This window comes from Corynebacterium sp. HMSC064E10 (assembly GCF_001812505.1).
Taxonomy (GTDB): domain Bacteria; phylum Actinomycetota; class Actinomycetes; order Mycobacteriales; family Mycobacteriaceae; genus Corynebacterium; species Corynebacterium amycolatum.
Map to the genome: position 1 here is coordinate 987,072 of NZ_KV809173.1, position 19,901 is coordinate 1,006,972.

Sequence of the window (19,901 nt, forward strand, 5' to 3'; positions counted from 1 at the left end):
TCTCAATTGAGCAAATGCCCTCCCCCTCCCCCGGTTACATAGCTCAATCAAAAGTGCCTCAACCAGGATCCAAGCTATCCCCAGCTAGCTGCCGCACGGCGGTTAATATCCGCCATTCGCTGACTACCTGCGCTGACAGTATCCGCAATAGTTGTGAGAATCATATTGAGCTCCTCCGCTGCTGTGTCCCATTCACGCTGAGCCTCCTGATAAGAATCCGAAGACTCACCCTCCCACGTAGAGACCATCGGCGCGATGCGCTTCTTCAAATCTCCGAGCAGCCCGTTGATAGTGCCAGAAGTGGAACGAATGTCATCCGCAGCACCGTCGATGCCGCCGAAGCTGTACCTAATTGGTTGCATTAAGAACCCTTTCCCCAAAAGGTGATGTGTGTTGTGTGATTCAGTGTTGTAATTGTGCGATCCGACAAAACGTTTAGAGGTTCAGCAACGACGCACCCGCTGCTGCCACCTGCTTGAACGACGACGCCCCCTCGTCCTCGCCCGCATCGAAGCTGCTGGAATTTGCGCGGATGTTATCCGCAATATCCGTCAGCGCATTGGATAGACGCATAGCTGCGTCATCCCAACGAAGCATCAGATCATCGAAGCTGTCTTTAGCCTGGCCCTTCCATTCCCCCGCCAGACCGTCCACGACGCCTCGAATGCGCCCCAGCTCGCCCTGTACTTCCGAGTTGACGCCATCGACGTCCCCTGCGGTAGTGGTCATTTGATCTGATTCGGCTGCAAATAGGTTTGCCACTGTTTCCCCCTTTTTCGTGTTGAGTGACTGATTAACGACGGCATTTTTACCTCCCCGCGCGAGCCAGCCAGCTTCCCGCGTTAAAAAACCCGTCATATTGTTTGGCGCGAAAAACCCCGATTCGGTTCCATTTTGGTTTTCCGACCTTTACCCCTACCTACCCCCGCCACCTCCCGAGTCATCTTCTCTACGCCCATTACGTTGTTAGCAGTTCCACCACAGGGCGCCGAAGATTCATAGCCTGTCCACCCGATTGGGCTGGTTATGTTTAATTTCGTTCCCTCCGTCTGAAAGGACAGTGGAACTAGTCGCTGGCTTCGGTATGGCTTATTCCCGCCCCTGTCTGAAGATGATCCGGGGGGGTGATGCCCCCCGAAGGCAGTTAATTTGTTTGAACTACTGGAGTTTAAACTCTACGACGTCGACTTCATCATCTGCAGCTAATCCGGGATAGTGAGTATCTAGCGCTTCCTGAAGCTCAGTGAGGGAACCAAAACCGTCATTTTTGGCTTGCTCCTCCGACAATTCGCTTCGCCGGGTGGAGACAACTGACGTGACCTGTGCAGGAATAGTGACGACCTCTCCAGATTCTTTCTCGAAGACAATTTGAGCGCTTCCTTCACGAAAAGGATCATCTACCCGAATGGTTTGTTGCTTTTCTCCGCTACGAATTAATTCCTCGTAGCCTTCCCACATGTAAATGCGCTGTTCCTTTTCCAAGTCCCGCCAGTCAAATGCGAACGGCAAAAGCTCTCCCACGGTAGGTGCTTCAAGTCCATTACTTCCGCGCACGATGCACCGAATAGACGGGTTAACATCAAAAAGCACCTGGCGGCATTTACCGCAAGGAGGAACAACTTGACCAGTAGGTCCGTATACGGCGACTACTGCTTGGATGGGGTCCTCTGGATAACTAGCAGCATGGTTGGCCAAAGCTGAGACTTCGCCGCAAGGACCACCAAGGAAATGAAATGCGTTCAAACCTAGGACGTGTTTGCCCGACTCGGTAAGGAGGGCTGCGGCTACTGTGTGGTCTCCTCCGTCTTGGTAGCGCTGTACATGAGTAGTTGCTTCAGCTAGCAAATTTCGAAGTTTGTTAGAAATCATCCATTTAAAGGTAGTAGCTGCAAACGCTAGACGATAACTTGAGTTCTATGAAGTTACTTCTTTTCTCTTACCTGCATCCTGATCTCGCCATGTATTTGACTGGAAGAATTCTCTATATAGATGACGCGGCAGTCGAAATGCGACAGGCTCCATTTGCTCAGGAAGAGTTAAAAGCGGTTAGCGATGTGGCGGAAACGCTGGTGACTCTTACTTTGTCAGAGACACCACTGAGTGTTTTTCGCCATGAGCTTGAGCAAGCTGATTGCGTTTATGTGGCGAGTGGTGAAACATTCCGTTTGCTCCAGGCGCTGAAATCTACCGGAGCGGACCAGCTTCTTACTGACGCCGTGCGTAATGGAAAGTTGTATGCAGGAAGCTCTGCTGGGGCTATTGTTGCCGGACCCTCAACTGAGCCAGCAACGGTGATGGATGATCCTTCAGCAGCTCCGGAGCTTGCGAACTACACCGGACTTAATCTCACTAAATATGTGGTAGTTCCTCACGCCCAAGGAACGACCGGTCCGTATTCTATAGACATCATTAGTCGGACTGTGCAAGAGTACGGGCGAAAGTGGAATCTTCTTTTGCTGAGAGACGGTCAAGCGCTAGTAGTTGATGAGCGGGGTTCAGTGCTTATCTAGGTTGCCCCCACTTGCGTATTACGGCACCGGCCGAGCGCTTACTACTGCCTGGTCGCATACGGGCCGTACCGGCGCAATAGTCCTTCCTCTGAACTGGCACCCCACACTGACTTGAGTTCCGTCCATCACTTTGTGATGCCAGAGCACTATCGAATTACCTGACGGCAGCCGCTCTTCTAGGACTACGACATCGGTGCCCAGTACTTGCCTGCGTTCCGGCGCGGACTTTGTCTCATCCCCGGCAACGGAGCTACTCAAAGCTGCTGCTAGATGTTCAAGCGCCATGTCCTGCGAAAGCGGATTAGCGAGCACCAATACGCGCATATCTCCGCCATCCACCGCAATCAGACGGTCGAACGGACTTGCCGAATCAAGCTCCCACCCGCCGGGAAATCGAGCTTCCACGCCTGCATTGGCCAGCATGACTACTGGAGCAGAATCGGGAACCGGTTTCGATGTGGGTGGAGGCGTAGTTACAGGTGGCGTAGTTACAGGAGGAGCCTGTGCGTGCGATGTCTCACGCTGCTTCTGCCTCCCCTCGTTCTCCCTGCCTATGCCGCCACTAATGAGCCATGCAGCAATCCCAACAATCAGCACCACCACCGTCAACAAACCAACGGCAGCTACTGACACAACTGTGCTTTGATTCGACACTGCGCTGGCTTCTCCCCTGGCTGCAGGATGCCTCCCCGCGAGATCCTCCAATTGCTCCACTTCACCGGCTTCAGCGTCGCCGATGCTTTTCAACCAGGCCGGATTTACGCACTCCCCGAGCCGCGAGGCTGGACAGTCGAAGACCAAAAACCCACGGTCGCGCAGACGATCGACTAGTAGAGCTCGCCGCGGGTTCGCTAGCCCAGGTGGAACTTCGCCGACGATGAACTCAATATCCTCCTGCCAGCGAGGCGGATACTCGGTAATACCGCGCCCACCGCTAACTTCCACATCATCAGGTATCCCCTGGGGTACATCCGGATACATGGTCAGCTGATAAGCCAGCGCAATAACTGTTTCCACCAGCGGTGCGCTGTCGTTCGCTCCGACCAAATGTGTCATCCGACTGTCAATGTGCCCACCGCTCAGACGAGTGACACAGACACGCGTTTCCTCTACTTCCACCAACACGCTATGAGACACAGTTGCCTCATCGAGTTCCACAACGGCGTCGGCAAGCGTCAGAATGTACGGATTGAGTTCGGCAGCCAATAGCGCGGAGGCCAGCCGGCACTGTCGCACAGCACCCCAATAGCTGGGCACAATGACTGTTTGCATGCTCTCGAGAAGCGGTCTAGGGCCATGCACAGCCAGTTCTGTGGTGTCTGCAGGTGCCGCGAGTCCCCACAGATGCCAGGTACCGTGGCGCAGCGTCGGGGTCTGCGTGGTGTCAGGAGAATCGACCCGAATCATCAACTGTCCTCCTGGTCACCAGCAGTATCCAACAAACCCAACTGCACAACCTGCGGACTCTGGCCGTGCGCCACCCAATAGCCACGACCCGGCGGCTGTTCGCAGGGCTTTACGCCGAGGATGGGGCCGTCGTCGCGTGTGCCATCCATAACAAAGACGCTGGCGCCCTGATCCTTAACCGCACCCATGACCGGGTCGTGGAGGGAACGCAACGCCCCGCTGATTCGACGGGCGAAAAAGATATTGAGCCCAATGTCGGCGGCGTGAGCGATGACTTCTGCCAGCGGCTGCAAGGGGTTACCCCGTGAGCCAGCCACGAGGTCATAGTCATCCACGATGACATTGATGGTTGGACCACTCCACCAATTTCGGGCCTTCAACTGCGCTGGAGTGATATCCGGTTGCGGGAGACGAGCCTTCAGTACCTCTGCCAGCTCCGCCAGCATGGGCGTCGCCACCGCAGCCGAGCCTGCATAGCCGGCCAGCCGCTCTTGGGGCACGGCCTCCATTAGCCCACGACGGTAGTCAATCACGACGAATTTCGAGTCCGACTGCGAGTACCGCAGCTGGTGAACGATGCCCCTCAGCGCGGCGGTTCTGCCACTGCCCGCCGAACCGAATATCAGTAGGTGGCGATCCTTTTCGGGGTGGAATATCACCGCGCCCAGACCGGCTTCTTCGAGACCCACTGCAATCGCACCTCTCGTCGCGGCCGCTGGTCGCGGCAAACGCGCAATATCAATCCGCCGCGGCAACAACTGGAGCTTGGGCGCCTGCTCACCGTGTGGCACCGTCTCTACAATCCGCTTGGTGTCCGCAGCACCGGTGAGAGCTACCAACATCGCAAAGCCGCCCGGCGCGACCCCACGTCCTGGGCTCTCCGGCACCAGCTCCGCTGCCTTACGATCAATCATTGAATCCATCGACTCCGCCTGACGCAGCTCAATCCGAGTACCAATCAGGTCGCGAACGGCAGGTCTCATGTCCGTCCACCGATGGGCTGTGAGCAGGACATGAATTCCCACCGCCAATCCATCTGCAACCAGCGCCTGCACATCGTCACTCAGCGCCGGAAACTCCGTTTTGAACGCACCCCAGCCGTCAATGACCAACACTGAATCTGGCTGCCCTGCCGCCCGTGCTACTTCCGACGAGAGCCATCCATTAGTGCGAAAGAGCTGTTCCCGACGACTTACCTCACGACGCAAAAAACCAAGCGTACGGCGAATAAGCTCCTCGTCTCCGCGGTGTGCAACCGACGCGACATGCGGCAACTCAGCCAGGTCGCTCAAGCCGCCCGCACCACAATCAACGATATAAAAATGCAGGTCACGGGCGCTGATGCCGTCGGCAAGCGCGAGGACCGCTGTGCGTGCAGCAGTGGTCTTTCCTGACCGCGGAGCTCCGACGATTGCCACGTGCCCGCCGGTTGTGCGCAGGTCAATACGCAGTGGGTCTTGGCGCTGAAACAGCGGCTTGTCCACCAGTCCAATCACACCGGTCAATCGCTGTCGCGGCAGCTGCTCGTCGGGCTGGAACTCGATGGCCTCCGGTAATGGTGGCAGCCACACGCGATGCGCACGTGTCGGTACGTGCGATACCGCTGCCACCACGGCACCGAGCACCGTCTGCTCCGATGTCTGCACAGGCGGATCCACCATTCCACCATCGCTTGACGACGCACCGAAAGCCTCCCGCGTCCAATTTTCAGCGGTAAATTCAGCGACAGCGGCGACCTGCCCCTGCAGCCCCTGCTCTGCCCCAGCCGCCGCACCGTCAACAGGCTGCGGACGGACCACCGGGCCGGAAACATACGCCGACCGAAAACGCACCGGCTCGGCGGCAGCAGATTTGATATACCCAATGCCCGGGATGGCCGGCAGATGATAGGCGTCCGGAACACCCAACACGCTGCGGGACTCCGCGACGGAAAAGGTCTTCAACCCAATGCGATAGGAAAGATGGCTTTCCAGCCCGCGCAAGCGGCCTTCCTCCAGACGCTGACTGGCCAGCAGCAAATGCATGTGCAAACTGCGCCCCAACCGACCAATCGCAACGAAGAGCTCGGCAAACTCCGGGCGTGCGGAGAGCAGCTCCGAAAACTCATCCACCACAATCAGCAACGCGGGCATAGGTGGCGCATCTATCTGCCCAGCGCGCCGGGCCTGTTCATAGTCGCTGACACCGGCGAAATTCCCCGCAGCGCGTAGCTGCTCTTGGCGCCGCGTCATCTCACCGCGCAGTGCGTCTTCCATGCGGTTGATCAGGATAAGCTCCTGCTCCAAGTTGGTTATCACCGCCGAGACATGAGGCAATTGATCCAGTCCCAGAAACGTCGCACCGCCTTTGAAGTCCACCAGCACAAAGTTCAACTGATCCGGACTGTGTGTGGCTGCGAGCCCTACCACGGTCGTTCGGAGGAATTCCGACTTACCCGATCCTGTGGCACCAACGCACAGACCGTGTGGGCCCATGCCGCCCTCGGCGCTCTCCTTAAAATCCAGATAGACCGGCGCGCCGCCGTCATCAGCCCCAACGGGAATACGCAGACGAGCACTGCCAGAGCGCGGTCGGTAGCGCAGAGTTGTCGGAGGCGGATACAACCCGAGCTCCTCCATAACCGGATCTTCCGAGGTCTTAACAGAATCATCTGCGCTTGTTGGCACTTCAAAACGCGCCAAGCTCCGCCCAAGAACCTCCGCTTCTGCTGGACTCAGCTGATCAGGTACACCAATCTCCTCCCTTCCGGACGCGGTTTCCGCATGCACAGTAGTGGTGGAAACGGCCAGCGCGATGCCATGGTTAACCGCGGCCTCCCACAACATTGACTGCGCCTCCACGACGGTCAGCAGAACTACCGAGGTCTCCGACCCTGCCGCGTCAAAAATCGGTGTCAGTTCAGTGACATCGAGCTGTCCGCTCGAATCCGCCAGCACAATCAGCACTGCAGCTGGCAGTGTGTCGATAGCCGTGAGCAGCTCCGTCAGCTGCGCACACGTCGCTGCCCGAAACCGCGCTGAGCCACAGGCATCAGTAACTGAGGGGTGTCCGTGGTGTGGTGTCCATTTCAGCCATTCCCACCCATCTCCCACAACCGCAATCAGGCAATCCTCCGGATGATGCAGCGCAGCGGCTTGGGCGACCATCGCTCGAGCCAGCCCCTGCGCCGCGGTATCTCCAGTGAGGGCGATAATCTCAAAGGCCGACACATCTATGGCAAAGGGCACTCCCTCAACCTGACGAGCCGATCGAATAACTTCCCGCAGTGCTACGGCGGAAACCGGATCCAGTTTCTCGGGCGCCGGAATTGCCGGCGGTGTCACAGGCGTTGTAGGCTGCTGCGTTGCCACCCCGATGCGCAGCTGCAAGAAATCCGGGTCCCCCTTTCGGCGTTCGCACGCCCGCCCCATCGCCCCCAGCTGCCACAGAGTTCCAGGCCGAGGGTGGATAAACTGCGCCGATTCACGCTGCATCCTCGCTGCTTTCGCCACCGCCCGGCGAATACTGGACAAATGCCTTTGATAGTCCTTCCGCGCCGGTGCCATGTCCTTATTTCCCGCCCCGCCCGACACCATCATGCCCACAGTGGAAAACACCATCATCAGCGGAAACATAAACGACATCGGGTTACGTCCCATCCCAGAGACAAACATCAACACCACCATGCCAACCACCGCCACGACCATGATCAACGGCATGAGTGCACGCATCAGCGGCACCGGCTGTGGCTCCGGCGCTTCCGGTGGCGCATCCGGCGCGATTGTGCCCGTCATAGGCTGCGGCACCGCTTTTCGGGTAGCCGAAATCCCCGCCCGTGCACTAGTCACAAAAATCCCCCCGCTATGTGTCGCCCCTTGTGTTCACTCGACGGCCAATCCCCCGACCAATCGGTGTGCACATAGCTTAAAACACACTCCGGATTCTCGCAGCGCATGGCCGAGACTGTTAGCGGGGGCACGCGCAGTTACTACCCCGAGTAGCGCTCTAACGAGTTGTACGCCACTCTAGAGGGACTAAAGCATGCAGAATTCATGGGGGAAATACATGCTGGGGGAACTCATTCGCGTGCGCATTGATGCCGCACACATGCCCGAAGACGCCAACCGAGCACACGCAGACCTTGCATTACCGACCAACGTCGCAATCGCCGCACTCGTACCGGATATCCTGCAAATTTTCGATATCGACATTGCGGACTTCCCGCTGGCACAGTGGCAGCTACGGACCGCCGCCGGCACGATATTGCTTGCCGACGACACCCTGAACGATGCCGGTATTGCGCCAGGCGAACGCCTGGTTGTTATCAACGACCCAGGGCCCGTGCCCAAACCTCGGCTCTTCGATGCCGCCGATGCTATTACCGACACCACCTATACCGACGGTATCGGTACGGCTGATTTAGTTGTTGGCTGTACCGCCGCCCTCGTAGCCACAGCTTCAATTGCAGCTGCCTCACTGAGCTTGAGCAGTACCGATTCCACACTGGCCGCGGCAATCAGCTTCATCGCACTGCTGGCAGTAGCCGGTGGACTGCGCCTGGCTCTGTTGTGTAGCGCAAAACCGGCGATTGTCATGTCCCTGGAGCTGCAAGTGCTCATTCTGGGCACCGCTTCGGGGCTCTGCTTCGTTGGCCTCGACCTACACCGCATACTCACCGACTGGCCGCCGACTGCTGCGATTAGCGTCGCGCTTGCCGTCACCGGTTTGGTTTTTCTCATTTCCAACACCGACGACGGCGACAACCGCATCACTGTTACCCTGGGCGCCGCGAGTCTCAGCGCTGCAGTTACCTTCGGTATTTACGCTGCGGCTGTCGCACTTTTCCAGAACTCGGTTCAATCAGGAGCACTCACCGCTGCTAGTGCAGTCATCCTGATACTGCTGGCACCTTCCCTGGCTATCAAGGCTGCCGGTATTCGCGTACCCAAAGTCCCTGCCGCCGGAGAGAGCTTCGATGACAGCGAAACTCCCGAAATATCCCACAACGCACCTAAGCGAGCGGGTTGGATTCTCGACGGCATCCTCTGCAGTGGCACCGGAAGTCTCAGCATTTTCACCCTGGTGGTACTTTTCTCCGGAGCCTATGCGAACAGGTGGTGGCCTCTGGGCATGGCTGCTGCTGTCATAGTCTTTTGTGCAATTCACTCCCGTGGCCAAGCCCGGAAAGTAGCTTCCACCTGCACTGCTTTAGCTGGTCTTGCCGTCATTGTGGCTGTCGCCTTTCAACAGTGGTTCGAAGGCAATTGGCCAGTTTCCGCTGGCCTTGTCGTCCCAATGCTTGCAGCCACCGCCTTAGCCGCATTTCCAGCGTCACGCATCTCACCTACAACGCGCCGCATAGCTGAGCTAACCGAGGCCTGCAGCATCGCCGTCATTCTGCCCATTGCGGCCATCATTGCCGAATTCCCTGAGTTCGTAAGTGGGTTCTTCCAGTGAAAAACCCACTTTTCATGAATGCCATAAAAACCCGTCTCACCGCCACGACCGCACTTTCCACGGTGCTTATCTCCACGTTGACGGCGGCCACCGCAGTAGCACCGTCGGGCATCGCACCAATAGCGGCTGCCCAGAACAGCCAGGACTGCGTGGCCACGATGCTGTCGTCGGAAAGCGCACTGCGTGAACCGACAGTGATCGAAAAAACTCTTCGGTTTCGCCAAGCATGGCAACTGACGACGGGTGCGGGGATTACGGTGGCGGTGATCGATACCGGGGTCTCACCCAATGAGCGCCTAGGCGAGGTTCTCGACGGTGGCGATTTTGTCGACGGCGACAGCGGGTTCGTAGACTGCGACGGTCACGGAACTCTAGTAGCCGGCATTATTGCAGGCCGGCCCGGTGCCGATGGTTTTGCGGGACTGGCGCCCGACGCGCACGTGTTGTCGATAAGACAAACGGCCGATGGCGAAGGCAATTTGGAGTCGCTGGCACAAGCTATCGACAGGGCCGTCGCGGAGGGCGCGAGGGTTATCAATATTTCGCTCACATCGTGTGCCCCGGCAGGTGTAATGCCCCAAGGTGCAACGGATGTTGCCGAGAGCGTCGCACGTGCGGAAGTCTCAGGCGCAGTAGTGGTCGCAGCGGCAGGAAATAAGGGCGATAGTTGTCAGGCCGGATCCGTAGCGTGGCCCGCAGTCCTGCCGGAGGTAATCGCAGTATCAGCAGTACAGTTCGACGATGCTGGCCAAGCACAACCCGCGGAGTATGCAATCACGGGACAATGGGTCAATGTCTCCGCTCCCGGCGGTCCCGTACTCGGTCCCGATCCGCGCACCCCTACCGGCCTCATAGACCGCCACGTGTTCGGGTCCGGGGATAACACCCGAGCTCAGCAAATCGCCGGCACCAGTTTTGCCACGCCAGCCGTGTCGGGAACGGCTGCCCTGCTGCTGGCACGAAACCCAGAGCTTTCCCCAGCACAGGTTCGCGACATCATCCTTAATTCCGCGAGCCCAATTAGTTCCGGGCTTGGCCTTGGCCGCGGCATCATTGCACCGTATGACGCTCTGATTTGGACCACTGCGGACACCGCCGCGCAGCACGCCGCCAATCCCGCTGCCGCGCCGGCTCCACCAGATCTGCTTTCTTCGCAGGAGCGCAATGCACCGCTCCGGGCGACTGGGCTGCTCCTGATATGCGCACTGGGCCTAGGTGCCTGGCTGCTCTCGCGCCCCAGACAGCGGCCCTAGCGCCGCCTGCTTACTCAGCTCAGGGCCTCCACGCAACGCGGCCAGAACTTCCCAGTCCACTGGCCGCGTACCACCGCTGTCGGCGTTGGATGATGCATTAAACCCGAGAGCAGCCAACGTCGTGCGATCGTGCACAGCAAAGCGCATTCCCTCTGGCGAAATGACGTGTACAGCCCCATTTACGCTTACTGCGATCGAGCTGCGCTCACGGCTGCGACCATCCACGAAACCGTCGACGGCCACACCCGAACCGTCGGCATGCGGGTAATCCACGTGCCGCCCCTCCGGAGCATGCTGCGACCACTGCACGAGAGCTTGCGGCCGTCCTGCTATCCGGCCGGTACACAGCCAGCCATCAGCATCGGCAAACGTCAGCGGCTTTTCAGGTAGTCCCGGGACTACTGGCGCATTCGCAACGGGAACTGCCGCCAGCTGCCCTTCACTGGCCTGCAGAACTGGACTATGCGCAGCTAATAGCTCTCCTAGCACCGGGGAGAGAATCGCGGCACCGTCGTCAAGCACGATAACGCGCCGCTGCCCGACCTCGACCACATTGCCGACTGTGTCGAATGGGGTGGCGAAGTGTGTGGGTGCGCCGCGGTTTGGAATTGCTGGCGCGGCCAGAATCGGAACCTCCGGAATCGTTCTGAGCAATGCAGGGGTGACAGGCCGGACTGCAGAGCGCTCCAACCCCAGCGCTCGAGAAACAGCGGCGTGCTCCGGATGGTTAATATCCAACCGCGAGCGGTAGCCCTGCGTAATCAGCCAGTGGTTTTGGCCATCGGCAACAACGGCACTGTCCGAGTGGGTCCGGGTAAGCTGCTGCGGTTCCCCACGTACTTCCTCAAGACGCGCAAGTGACTCTGCAACAATCCACGGTTGCCCGAGGTCTTGCACCGTCCGCTCGCATAAAGACAGTGCCAGCTCCGGCGCACCTACGCTGCCCGTCTTGGCAGCTCCCGAGGCCCCAGAGCCTGCCGGCGTGGCCGGAACTGCTGGTGCGCCCTCAATCCCGACAGCAAAACTGATGTCCTCTTTGTCCAACTCGCTACTGCGCACCCGTTTCGGCTCAGCAGGATTGCCCAAAATTAACCGCGCCGATGCGAGATTCGCGACTGGATGCAATCGACCATTGACACGTACATGTAGGCCCTCCGACCCTGACACGACAATCAGCTGCTCATTGGAGCTAGAACCGCCCTGCGGTCGCACCAACGACAGCACCGCAGTACCGGCGGCCAGTAAAACCACCAGCGCACAGCCGATAAACAGTGCTCGGGTTCGCGTGCGCAGAGGGTCGTGCAGCATTCGCGAATCCGCACGCACAAGCGCATGCTCAATCCGACGAATCAAGAATCGATGACCGCTGACCTGGCTAGGCGTGGTCGGTGTACGTGGCATGAGTTTCCCCCAAAACTATTCCCCCAAATAATCTCTACCCTGCAGAGTAAGCCAGGCCGCGCTACTGTGCGACCAGGGGAATTTTAGTGGGGAACATATTGGGGGGGATTTTCACATGCCATTGTCATTGTGGCTGCTCATTACAGCAATAATCATCACTGCAGGCGCGCATGTCCCTGTGCGCGGACACAGCCTTCGCGACCGGCTGCGACGCACCGAACCAGGACAGTTCATCGGACTACGTCTCACACCAGGTCTGCGTAGCCAGCTAAGCGCTGCGGATATCGTCTCGCTTGCCGACGACAGCCCAGTGACCCTGGATGCGCTGTGTTTTTATCACATTGCGCCGGAAATCCGCGGAGAGCATGCGCACCGCTACTTCCGAGCGGCCGAACGCTCCGGCACAACCCCTGAGCCCTGGACACATCTGGTGGCAACTCTTCCGGTGGAAGCCTCCACTGACAAAGCCCTACGCTTCCTCATCCACAGGCTGGGGACCCTTGGCATTCGCGTACGGCGATTAACGGCACAGGAGTGTGCTCTGACTGAGAGCTCTGCGGAGGTAGTACAGCTGCGCCGCACTGGACGCTCTCATCATGTGGCGGCGTTGGGGCGCAAACCGCACCTGTGGTTAAGCCGACAACGTGACGTCGCTATCACTAATGGTCCAGCGCAGGTCATAGGGGTCGGGAGCAGTGGACAAACCATCACAATGTGTCCCGCGAACCTTCCCCGATTGGAGGTCGACTGCGGAAATCAGGACATTTGTGAGTTGCTCATCGGAATGCTCTCGCTCGGCTATCGAGTAGGAATTCGCACGTCCCGTCCACATTTCTTTACTGTGGCTCTTGATCTGGGCGCAGTACTTCTCGCGCGAGCTGGAGACGACACCGTCGATGTGGTTGTCGTCGAAGAGTATGAGCCCGACCTGCGTACGGGAATCGCGAGAATCATCGAGGTCAGTCGTGCAGGTTCGCCCACGGCAGCAGCATCGGAAATGCCAGCTTCATGCCCTCGACTGGTGATGGGCGAATTCACCTGGACGCTATCTACCTCCCGCACTACCGATGAACTGCAGCCACTGGCTATGCGGGCAACTAGCGGTTCAGTCCCGGAATCAACGCGCCCAAATCTGGCAGACCGCCCAGCGCCGGGGAGCCGTCAGGCTCACCCTGCTGCGCTGGGTCATTCGGAGCACCATTTTCTTGGCCACCCGGCTGACCGCCTGCTGCAGGAGGCACATCCTCCTTCGGCATCTGTGCACCGGTGACATTGCCATTGTCGATAGTGGCAGCGCCCGCTGGTCCCGAGCACTCCAGAGTCGACGGGCCATAGGCCGCGCAGCTGTATCCGAATGCGCTCAACTGAGAATTCGCTGGCAGCGTCTTCATCTCACCCGCCGGCGGGAAAGTAAGGACCTCGTAAGTAACTCCTCCCGGATTCCAGGACACAGCATTGGCGGGAACCTCGTTCCCCGTGCCGTCATCGACCATCGGAGGATTGGCAAGATTCACCTGACAGGCCAAGTAGGCGTCACCGCTCAAATCGTTGAGGAAACAACGTGTCGTGCCATCCTCCAACTGAAAGAGTCGAGTATTTGGGCCGTCCGCCGGAGTGTAATCCGCATCATTGACCTGGGTGATTGCAGGAGTCTCCGTCGGCGTCTCTGATTCTGTCGATTTCGTCGACTCCTCAGTCGGTTTCGGCGGAGTCGAGGATTTAGTCTTTGCGGAAGAACTGACGGAGCGATTCGAGACTTCCGGCTTAGCCGGCTCGTCGTCTCCACATCCGGCCAGCGCGAAAGTCATCATCACACCGGCTGCGATCGTTGCCATAAATTTATTCATCCGCATGGTGTCCTAACCTACCCGACCATCGCTCCATCCCCTAGTAGCCGAGGGAGGAATTACTTCCGGAGAACTAGCTCGCATCTCGTCGATGCGTTCTGGCGTGATCACATCATTGAAAGCGAAGATGGTTACTTCCCTATCTCGATAAACAGGGGTTACCCCTGGAGCTACCCAGAGCCCTTCACCAGGAAACTCTAAATCCTCCTTGGAATCCCAAATACCCGGGGGTGACAAATAGATGAATCCCACGTTCAGCTTTCGGGCTGAGCGGTCGACATCGTTCACCCCATCCGGCCGATCGGGGTCTGGAAAACCGAGGTAATCAGCGTGCCAATACAGCATTGAGGTGGCAGTCCACTTATTCGCAACTGGCCAGTCATAGTGCGGGAACACTACCGGCAGATCATTGCGAGCGTACATCCAGCTGGACCCCTCCGGCGGATTCGTAAACGTGCGGTACTTATGTGCCTCCGGCTGCTCGGCCAACCAATCAAATGCCTTCAGGTCAGCATTGGAAATGATTTGCCATTCTCGAGGGCTCTTGTAGGCGAAATCTGCAGCGCTAGCATTAGACGCCACTCCATAGACGACGAGTACAGCAGAGCTCACCGTCGCTAAGCTCAACCCCAGAACCCACCCCGTCGATGGCACCTTTGACTCACTAATTCGAGCCGCCCACGCGCAGCCCCACGCCACGGCGATACCCGCAAACGCGGAATACAGATACGCGGTGACCATCACCAACCGGTGAGGCGTGGAATAGTGAAGCTCCGTGTACAACGCGAGAATATCGCCCGGCATGCCACCAAAATGATTGAGCGCGTGGGTCGTCATCAACACCGAAACAAACCAGGCCGGTACTACCCACACCCGTCGGCGCGAAGTACCTGCGAAAACCAAAACCGCCATTCCGATGAAACCGAGGATAATAATTGGCCAGAACGGCCGGAATTCCTCAGTGTGGCGAGTCAGCATTGTGGCGCCTCGATACCACGCATCGAAACGATCGAGGTCGTCTACTTCAGCGCTAACCGCGCGCACATCCTCGGTCTGAGAAGTTCCCGTAAGCCACTGCGGCAGTAGAACTGCCACTGCTGGCACAAAGGCGGCTGCAATCACCGCGACGTCGTAAAGCTTGGCGCGAACCGCACCCAGTTCAGGATGCGCGGGACGCGGCAGGCGGTAGCACAACCACCAGATTGCACCGAGCATAACAACTGTAGGCACCGATGCCGGATGGAGCTCTCCGATACCGATTATTGCAAGAGCGGCGCTCAAGATGCGCTGAGGTGCGTGTGGGAGCGACGTAGCAAAGGCAAAAACGGTAATCGCTAGCGCAATCGAGACCTGGTACGGCCAAGCCCCCACGAAGACCCCGACGGGCATCAATACCGGAAGCGCTGCGGAAACAAGCGCCGCAACCCCCGCGGCAACGGCGGTGGACAGCTTTTGGCGATCAATAATTCGCCAGGTCAGCGCCGCAGCAGCCGTGGGTATGGTCACGGCCGGAATGATAATGCCGAGGTAATTGACCGCCTCGGTGATTGGTAGACGGACAATCAGTACCCAAAGCGCACCGAACGCATGCCATGCGGCGGGATAGTAGGACACCGCCTGAGTTTCCACATTCTGGATCTCGCCCATCCTAGTGGCCGAGGCCATGCCATCTTCCGTAATCGAACGGAGCACACTTGCATGCCAGAGTGTGTCCCAGCCTTGCTGGATGGTCGCCATCCCCTCGGACATTGAAGCGATGCGGCCGATAGCGGTCCACGTGAGAACCGCCGCTGCGATGATGACCCCGACACTTGCGATTAGCCCATAACCCAACTCGCGCCATCGACTTGCGGCGAGCGGCTGCGCCTCGGCCGACACCGAGCGATTGACACCACCGCGCCGTCGCCGAATCAAAGCGCTGCCGCCACGCCAGCACAGCGCGAGAAGTAATGTCACGGCGCAGCAGATAGACGCACTGACCAAGGTGAAGCGCACATCGATAGCGCCGAGCACCCACCCTGCGGTGCCTGCGATACCAAACGTCACCGCAGGACCGAGGGCCAGCGCCCACGGTGTACGAACGCCGCTGGCTCGCACTACAACAGCGCCGGGGATTACGAGCAGCGCAACCAAGCTAACAATTGCCCACACCACTACCGAACACTCCTCCTACGGTCACTTTCTTCAGGGAATTTTACCGAGAGCTTGTACATTTAAGCCTCGTCCACATCTGTCCGGGCATCACGACGCTCACGGGTCTGCTCCGCCCTGGCCGCCAGATCAGCATCGGCGGGGTAATCAACACCTACCAGGCTGAGCCCACGCGCCTCTGCCACCGGGACCAACGGGGAACGCTTCTCTTCACTCAACAACTGTTCAGTGAATCCAACCTCACGCCGCCCTTCACCGACGCTAAGGCAGGCCCCTACCAGTGAGCGCACCATAGACCAGCAGAACGCGTCGGCAGTCACATGGGCCTCGTACAGCTCCGGTTCTTCCCGCGTAGATACGTCGAACCACTGGAACCGCTGTAAATCTCTAGTGGTTGTGGCATGTGGCTTGTGTCGACAAAAAGCGGCGAAGTCATTGAGCCCCAGTAGAGCATCAGCTGCCACCTGCATACGGTCGATATCCACTGACCGTCGCCAGTGGGCCGTATCGCGAGCACGGGTAGGAAGCGGGCCACTGACGCAACTAGTGACACGATAGACATAATGCCGACGTAACGCGGAAAAGCGGGCATCGAAACCCGGGGGCGCAAACGAGGCGCCCCGAAGCGTCACGTCCGCGGGCAATAGTCGCGCTACACGACGAACCAAATTACCCGGGTCCCCTGCGATAGAACGTGTGTCTAAACAAGAGACAGGAACATCTGCGTGAGCCACCTGACCGGAGGCATGAACGCCGGCATCTGTACGACCGGCCACAGTCAGTTGCACTGGAGTGCGCAACACCTTCTCCAGAGTGGATTCCAACGTCGCCTGCACAGTCCGCACCGGTTCTCCCGTAGGCTTATCGCGCTGAGCAGCCCAACCGTGGAAATCTGTCCCATCATAGGCAATGTCAAAACGCAACCGAACCAGGTCGGAGGCGGTACTCCCCGTAGCGGCACGATCGGGAGAATCGCACGGGGTATCCGGAGTCGTTGGCGTAAGTGATGTCACGGTTAACAGATTGTAGCCGCGACCCCGGATTAGAAAATCACCAGTTTCCACCGAAGGGCCTCCGTACAGCTCCCAATGTTGGTACGTAATCTTCGGTGTAACCGGAGACAGAACTGGGGTCGGGCGCTGTGCGCCGTCGTCAAGCACAAAGAACCCCCGGTAGAGAGTTCAGATATGAACTACTCGACGGGGGTTCAAAGCTGTGACGGCCAAAAGCCGTCGGCGAGGGGATTTACTCCTCCTCTGCAGCCTCAGCTTCAGCAGCCTCAGCCTCGGCCTCTTCGGCCTTTGCCTCTTCAGCCTGCTTGGAAGCAGCGGCGCGAGTTGCGCGAGTTGCCTCAGCAGTTGCGGTCTCTTCCTCAACCAGAGCGATCAGAGAAATCGGGGCGTTGTCGCCCTTGCGGTTACCCAGCTTAATGATGCGGGTGTAGCCGCCGTCGCGATCAGCGAACTGCGGACCGATCTCGTCGAACAGCTTCTTAACTGCGTAGTTGTCGTTGAGCAGCTTTGCAACGTTGCGGCGATCTGCGAGAGTGCCGCGCTTTGCCTTGGTAATCAGCTTCTCAACGTACGGACGCAGCAGCTTGGCCTTGGTGTCGGTGGTCTTAATCTTGCCGTGCTCGATGAGCTGCTTCGCGAGATTGGCCAGAATCTTCTTCTGGTGCGAAGCGGAGCCGCCGAGACGGGAACCCTGCTTAGGGGTAGGCATAGGTATCTCCTCGTTTTAATGAAGTCGCGTCGGTGAACTACTCGTCGTAGCCAGCGCTTGCGCCATCAGTCCAGTCAGCGTCATCGCCCGAGGCAGCGTCCAAATCAGCGACAGCAGCCGGGTCGAAGTTGTTCGGGGAATCCTTCAGAGCCAGGCCAAGCTCAGCGAGCTTTTCCTTGACCTCATTGATGGACTTGTCACCGAAGTTGCGGATATCCAGCAGATCCGACTCGGTACGAGCAGCGAGCTCACCGACAGTGTGGATCTCCTCACGCTTTAGGCAGTTGTAGGAGCGCATAGAGAAGTCCAGATCCTCAATCGGAGTCTGGTACGCAGCGACATCCTCAGCCTCGCGCGGGCTCGGGCCAATCTCGATGCCCTCAGCAGCCTCGTTCAGCTCGCGTGCCAGACCGAACAGCTCAACCAGAGTCTTGCCTGCCGACGCCATTGCGTCGCGGGCGGTGATCGAGTTCTTGGTCTCGACATCGATGATCAGCTTGTCAAAGTCGGTGCGCTGCTCAACACGAGTAGCCTCCACCTTGTAGCTGACCTTCAGAACTGGCGAGTAAATCTGGTCCATCGGAATGCGGCCAATTTCGCCACCGGAGTTCGGGGTCGCCGGCACGTAGCCACGACCACGTTCAACGATCATCTCAATATCCAAGCGACCGGATTCGTTGAGAGTAGCGATGTGGTGATCCGGGTTATGAATCTCCACACCTGCTGGGCACTCAATGTCTGCAGCGGTCACCGCGCCTGCACCTTCGCGACGCAGGTAAACGGTAGCCGGCTCGTCGAACTCGCTCGAGAGCACCAGACCCTTGATGTTCAGGATGATGTCGGAGACATCTTCCTTCACGCCCGGGATAGTGGTGAACTCGTGCAGCACACCGTCGATGCGGATGCTGGTGACTGCAGCGCCCGGAATGGACGACAGCAACGTACGACGAAGAGAGTTACCGAGGGTGTAACCGAAACCCGGCTCCAGCGGTTCGATAACGAACCGGGAGCGAGAGGAATCAATGTAGTCCTCAGTCAGCGTTGGGCGCTGGGAAATGAGCATTTTCGAAAATCCTCCAGGTGGCGACCGCTATATGACGCCATAGGGAATGAATGGATGCAAGCGAAGTTAGTTATTACTTCGAGTAGAACTCGACGATCAGCTGTTCCTGAAGCGGAATGTCGATCTGTGCGCGTTCCGGGGTCTGGTGCACGAGGATGCGCAGGGACTCAGGAACAACCTGAAGCCATGCCGGGACGACAGCGTCGACCAGGTTCTCCTGTGCCTCTTCGAACCACATCATCTTCTGCGACTTCGGGCGCACGTCGATGATGTCGTACTGGCTTACCTGGAAGGACGGCACGTTGATCTTCTTACCGTTAACGGTGAAGTGGCCGTGGGAAACCAGCTGACGAGCCTGGCGACGAGTACGAGCCAGACCAGCGCGGTAGACAACGTTGTCGAGACGCGACTCCAGCAGGACGACGAGGTTATCGCCAGTCTTGCCCGGACGACGGTGAGCCTCGGCGTAGTAGCGACGGAACTGCTTCTCCATCACGCCGTAGGTGAAACGTGCCTTCTGCTTCTCCTGGAGCTGGAGCAGGTACTCCGACTCCTTGATACGAGCGCGACCAGCCTGCCCCGGAGGGTAGGGACGACGCTCGAAGTTCATGTCGCCACCGACGAGGTCGACGCGGAGACGACGGGACTTACGGGTTGCGGGACCGGTATAACGGGCCATTTCTGTTCTCTCCTTACCCTATTCCTAGACGCGACGACGCTTCGGCGGACGGCAGCCGTTGTGCGGCTGAGGGGTCACATCCGAGATCGAGGACACCTCAAGGCCAGCAGCCTGGAGGGAACGGATGGCGGTTTCGCGGCCCGAACCCGGACCCTTAACGAAAACGTCAACCTTCTTCATACCGTGCTCCATGGCCTTACGAGCAGCGTTCTCGGCAGCCATCTGGGCAGCGAACGGAGTGGACTTACGGGAGCCCTTGAAACCGACGTGACCCGAGGAGGCCCACGAGATAACAGCGCCCTTCGGGTCCGTGATGGACACGATGGTGTTGTTGAAGGTGGACTTGATGTATGCGTGGCCCTGAGCCACGTTCTTCTTTACAACGCGACGGCCGGTACGACGGCCGCGTGCGGACTTCGGAGCTGCCATGTT

Annotated in this window: 16 protein-coding genes; 4 read left to right on the forward strand and 12 right to left on the reverse strand. The window is 58.6% G+C overall.

The features are described 5' to 3' along the window. Positions 1-74 precede the first annotated feature (74 nt). The 3 genes from HMPREF2860_RS06155 to HMPREF2860_RS06165 all read right to left on the reverse strand — a co-directional run bounded on the left by HMPREF2860_RS06155 (position 75) and on the right by HMPREF2860_RS06165 (position 1,869). Entirely contained in the window at positions 75-362 is a 288-nt protein-coding gene (locus HMPREF2860_RS06155) for a WXG100 family type VII secretion target (protein WP_005509924.1), read from the reverse strand. Between the two features lie 73 nt (positions 363-435). Beyond that, entirely contained in the window at positions 436-762 is a 327-nt protein-coding gene (locus HMPREF2860_RS06160; protein ID WP_005510029.1) for a WXG100 family type VII secretion target, read from the reverse strand. A gap of 396 nt (positions 763-1,158) precedes the next feature. Further along, complete coding sequence (locus tag HMPREF2860_RS06165; RefSeq protein ID WP_070628669.1) at positions 1,159-1,869, reverse strand: ASCH domain-containing protein; 711 nt, start codon at positions 1,867-1,869, stop codon at positions 1,159-1,161. A gap of 47 nt (positions 1,870-1,916) precedes the next feature. On the opposite strand from HMPREF2860_RS06165, the gene HMPREF2860_RS06170 reads away from it, so the two are divergent. After that, entirely contained in the window at positions 1,917-2,510 is a 594-nt protein-coding gene (locus tag HMPREF2860_RS06170) for a Type 1 glutamine amidotransferase-like domain-containing protein (RefSeq protein ID WP_070628670.1), read from the forward strand. A gap of 18 nt (positions 2,511-2,528) precedes the next feature. Here the strand turns inward: HMPREF2860_RS06170 and HMPREF2860_RS06175 are convergent, their stop codons facing one another. Both HMPREF2860_RS06175 and eccCa read right to left on the reverse strand, forming a co-directional pair. After that, complete coding sequence (locus HMPREF2860_RS06175) at positions 2,529-3,917, reverse strand: type VII secretion-associated protein (RefSeq protein ID WP_049180787.1); 1,389 nt, start codon at positions 3,915-3,917, stop codon at positions 2,529-2,531. After that, complete coding sequence (gene eccCa / locus HMPREF2860_RS06180) at positions 3,917-7,690, reverse strand: type VII secretion protein EccCa (protein ID WP_070628671.1); 3,774 nt, start codon at positions 7,688-7,690, stop codon at positions 3,917-3,919. Before eccCa ends, HMPREF2860_RS06175 begins: the two co-directional genes overlap by 1 nt. Before the next feature lie 247 nt (positions 7,691-7,937). Between eccCa and eccD the strand changes: the two genes are divergently transcribed. Continuing rightward, a complete protein-coding gene (gene eccD / locus HMPREF2860_RS06185; protein ID WP_224786682.1) occupies positions 7,938-9,353 on the forward strand; it encodes a type VII secretion integral membrane protein EccD in 1,416 nt (471 codons plus the stop codon). Between the two features lie 14 nt (positions 9,354-9,367). After that, positions 9,368-10,606 (forward strand): type VII secretion-associated serine protease mycosin, encoded by a 1,239-nt coding sequence (mycP, locus tag HMPREF2860_RS06190; protein ID WP_222867342.1) that lies wholly within the window; start codon positions 9,368-9,370, stop codon positions 10,604-10,606. Here mycP and eccB read toward each other — a convergent pair. Then, positions 10,565-12,007 carry a type VII secretion protein EccB gene (gene eccB, locus HMPREF2860_RS06195; protein WP_070431969.1) on the reverse strand — a complete coding sequence of 481 codons (1,443 nt, stop codon included), beginning with the start codon at positions 12,005-12,007 and terminating at the stop codon, positions 10,565-10,567. The genes mycP and eccB overlap by 42 nt on opposite strands. 115 nt (positions 12,008-12,122) lie before the next feature. On the opposite strand from eccB, the gene HMPREF2860_RS10885 reads away from it, so the two are divergent. Beyond that, positions 12,123-13,277 carry a hypothetical protein gene (locus HMPREF2860_RS10885; RefSeq protein ID WP_083309506.1) on the forward strand — a complete coding sequence of 385 codons (1,155 nt, stop codon included), beginning with the start codon at positions 12,123-12,125 and terminating at the stop codon, positions 13,275-13,277. A 589-nt stretch (positions 13,278-13,866) separates the two neighbouring features. Here the strand turns inward: HMPREF2860_RS10885 and HMPREF2860_RS06205 are convergent. From HMPREF2860_RS06205 to rpsK, 6 genes are all read right to left on the reverse strand, one after another. After that, positions 13,867-16,008, reverse strand: coding sequence for a DUF6541 family protein (locus HMPREF2860_RS06205; RefSeq protein ID WP_070628673.1), 2,142 nt, complete (start codon positions 16,006-16,008; stop codon positions 13,867-13,869). Between the two features lie 59 nt (positions 16,009-16,067). Next, a complete protein-coding gene (locus HMPREF2860_RS06210; protein ID WP_049180801.1) occupies positions 16,068-16,937 on the reverse strand; it encodes a tRNA pseudouridine synthase A in 870 nt (289 codons plus the stop codon). A gap of 313 nt (positions 16,938-17,250) precedes the next feature. Continuing rightward, complete coding sequence (rplQ, locus tag HMPREF2860_RS06215) at positions 17,251-17,727, reverse strand: 50S ribosomal protein L17 (protein ID WP_038627680.1); 477 nt, start codon at positions 17,725-17,727, stop codon at positions 17,251-17,253. Between the two features lie 37 nt (positions 17,728-17,764). Beyond that, positions 17,765-18,790, reverse strand: a complete 1,026-nt coding sequence (locus HMPREF2860_RS06220; protein WP_038627678.1) for a DNA-directed RNA polymerase subunit alpha — start codon at positions 18,788-18,790, stop codon at positions 17,765-17,767. A gap of 73 nt (positions 18,791-18,863) precedes the next feature. Next, positions 18,864-19,469 carry a 30S ribosomal protein S4 gene (gene rpsD / locus HMPREF2860_RS06225; protein ID WP_038627676.1) on the reverse strand — a complete coding sequence of 202 codons (606 nt, stop codon included), beginning with the start codon at positions 19,467-19,469 and terminating at the stop codon, positions 18,864-18,866. Between the two features lie 24 nt (positions 19,470-19,493). Continuing rightward, complete coding sequence (gene rpsK, locus HMPREF2860_RS06230) at positions 19,494-19,898, reverse strand: 30S ribosomal protein S11 (protein WP_016422078.1); 405 nt, start codon at positions 19,896-19,898, stop codon at positions 19,494-19,496. Positions 19,899-19,901: the final 3 nt, after the last annotated feature.

Excerpts from the sequence above, each read along its gene's own strand:
- HMPREF2860_RS06175 (WP_049180787.1), bottom strand. The coding sequence starts at position 3,917 with ATGATTCGGGTCGATTCTCCTGACACCACGCAGACCCCGACGCTGCGC.
- HMPREF2860_RS06165 (WP_070628669.1), bottom strand. The coding sequence starts at position 1,869 with ATGATTTCTAACAAACTTCGAAATTTGCTAGCTGAAGCAACTACTCAT.
- HMPREF2860_RS06155 (WP_005509924.1), bottom strand. The coding sequence starts at position 362 with ATGCAACCAATTAGGTACAGCTTCGGCGGCATCGACGGTGCTGCGGAT.
- eccD (WP_224786682.1), top strand. The coding sequence starts at position 7,938 with ATGCAGAATTCATGGGGGAAATACATGCTGGGGGAACTCATTCGCGTG.
- rpsK (WP_016422078.1), bottom strand. The coding sequence starts at position 19,898 with ATGGCAGCTCCGAAGTCCGCACGCGGCCGTCGTACCGGCCGTCGCGTT.
- rplQ (WP_038627680.1), bottom strand. The coding sequence starts at position 17,727 with ATGCCTACCCCTAAGCAGGGTTCCCGTCTCGGCGGCTCCGCTTCGCAC.
- eccB (WP_070431969.1), bottom strand. The coding sequence starts at position 12,007 with ATGCCACGTACACCGACCACGCCTAGCCAGGTCAGCGGTCATCGATTC.
- HMPREF2860_RS06220 (WP_038627678.1), bottom strand. The coding sequence starts at position 18,790 with ATGCTCATTTCCCAGCGCCCAACGCTGACTGAGGACTACATTGATTCC.
- mycP (WP_222867342.1), top strand. The coding sequence starts at position 9,368 with ATGAATGCCATAAAAACCCGTCTCACCGCCACGACCGCACTTTCCACG.
- eccCa (WP_070628671.1), bottom strand. The coding sequence starts at position 7,690 with ATGACGGGCACAATCGCGCCGGATGCGCCACCGGAAGCGCCGGAGCCA.
- HMPREF2860_RS06170 (WP_070628670.1), top strand. The coding sequence starts at position 1,917 with ATGAAGTTACTTCTTTTCTCTTACCTGCATCCTGATCTCGCCATGTAT.
- rpsD (WP_038627676.1), bottom strand. The coding sequence starts at position 19,469 with ATGGCCCGTTATACCGGTCCCGCAACCCGTAAGTCCCGTCGTCTCCGC.
- HMPREF2860_RS10885 (WP_083309506.1), top strand. The coding sequence starts at position 12,123 with ATGCCATTGTCATTGTGGCTGCTCATTACAGCAATAATCATCACTGCA.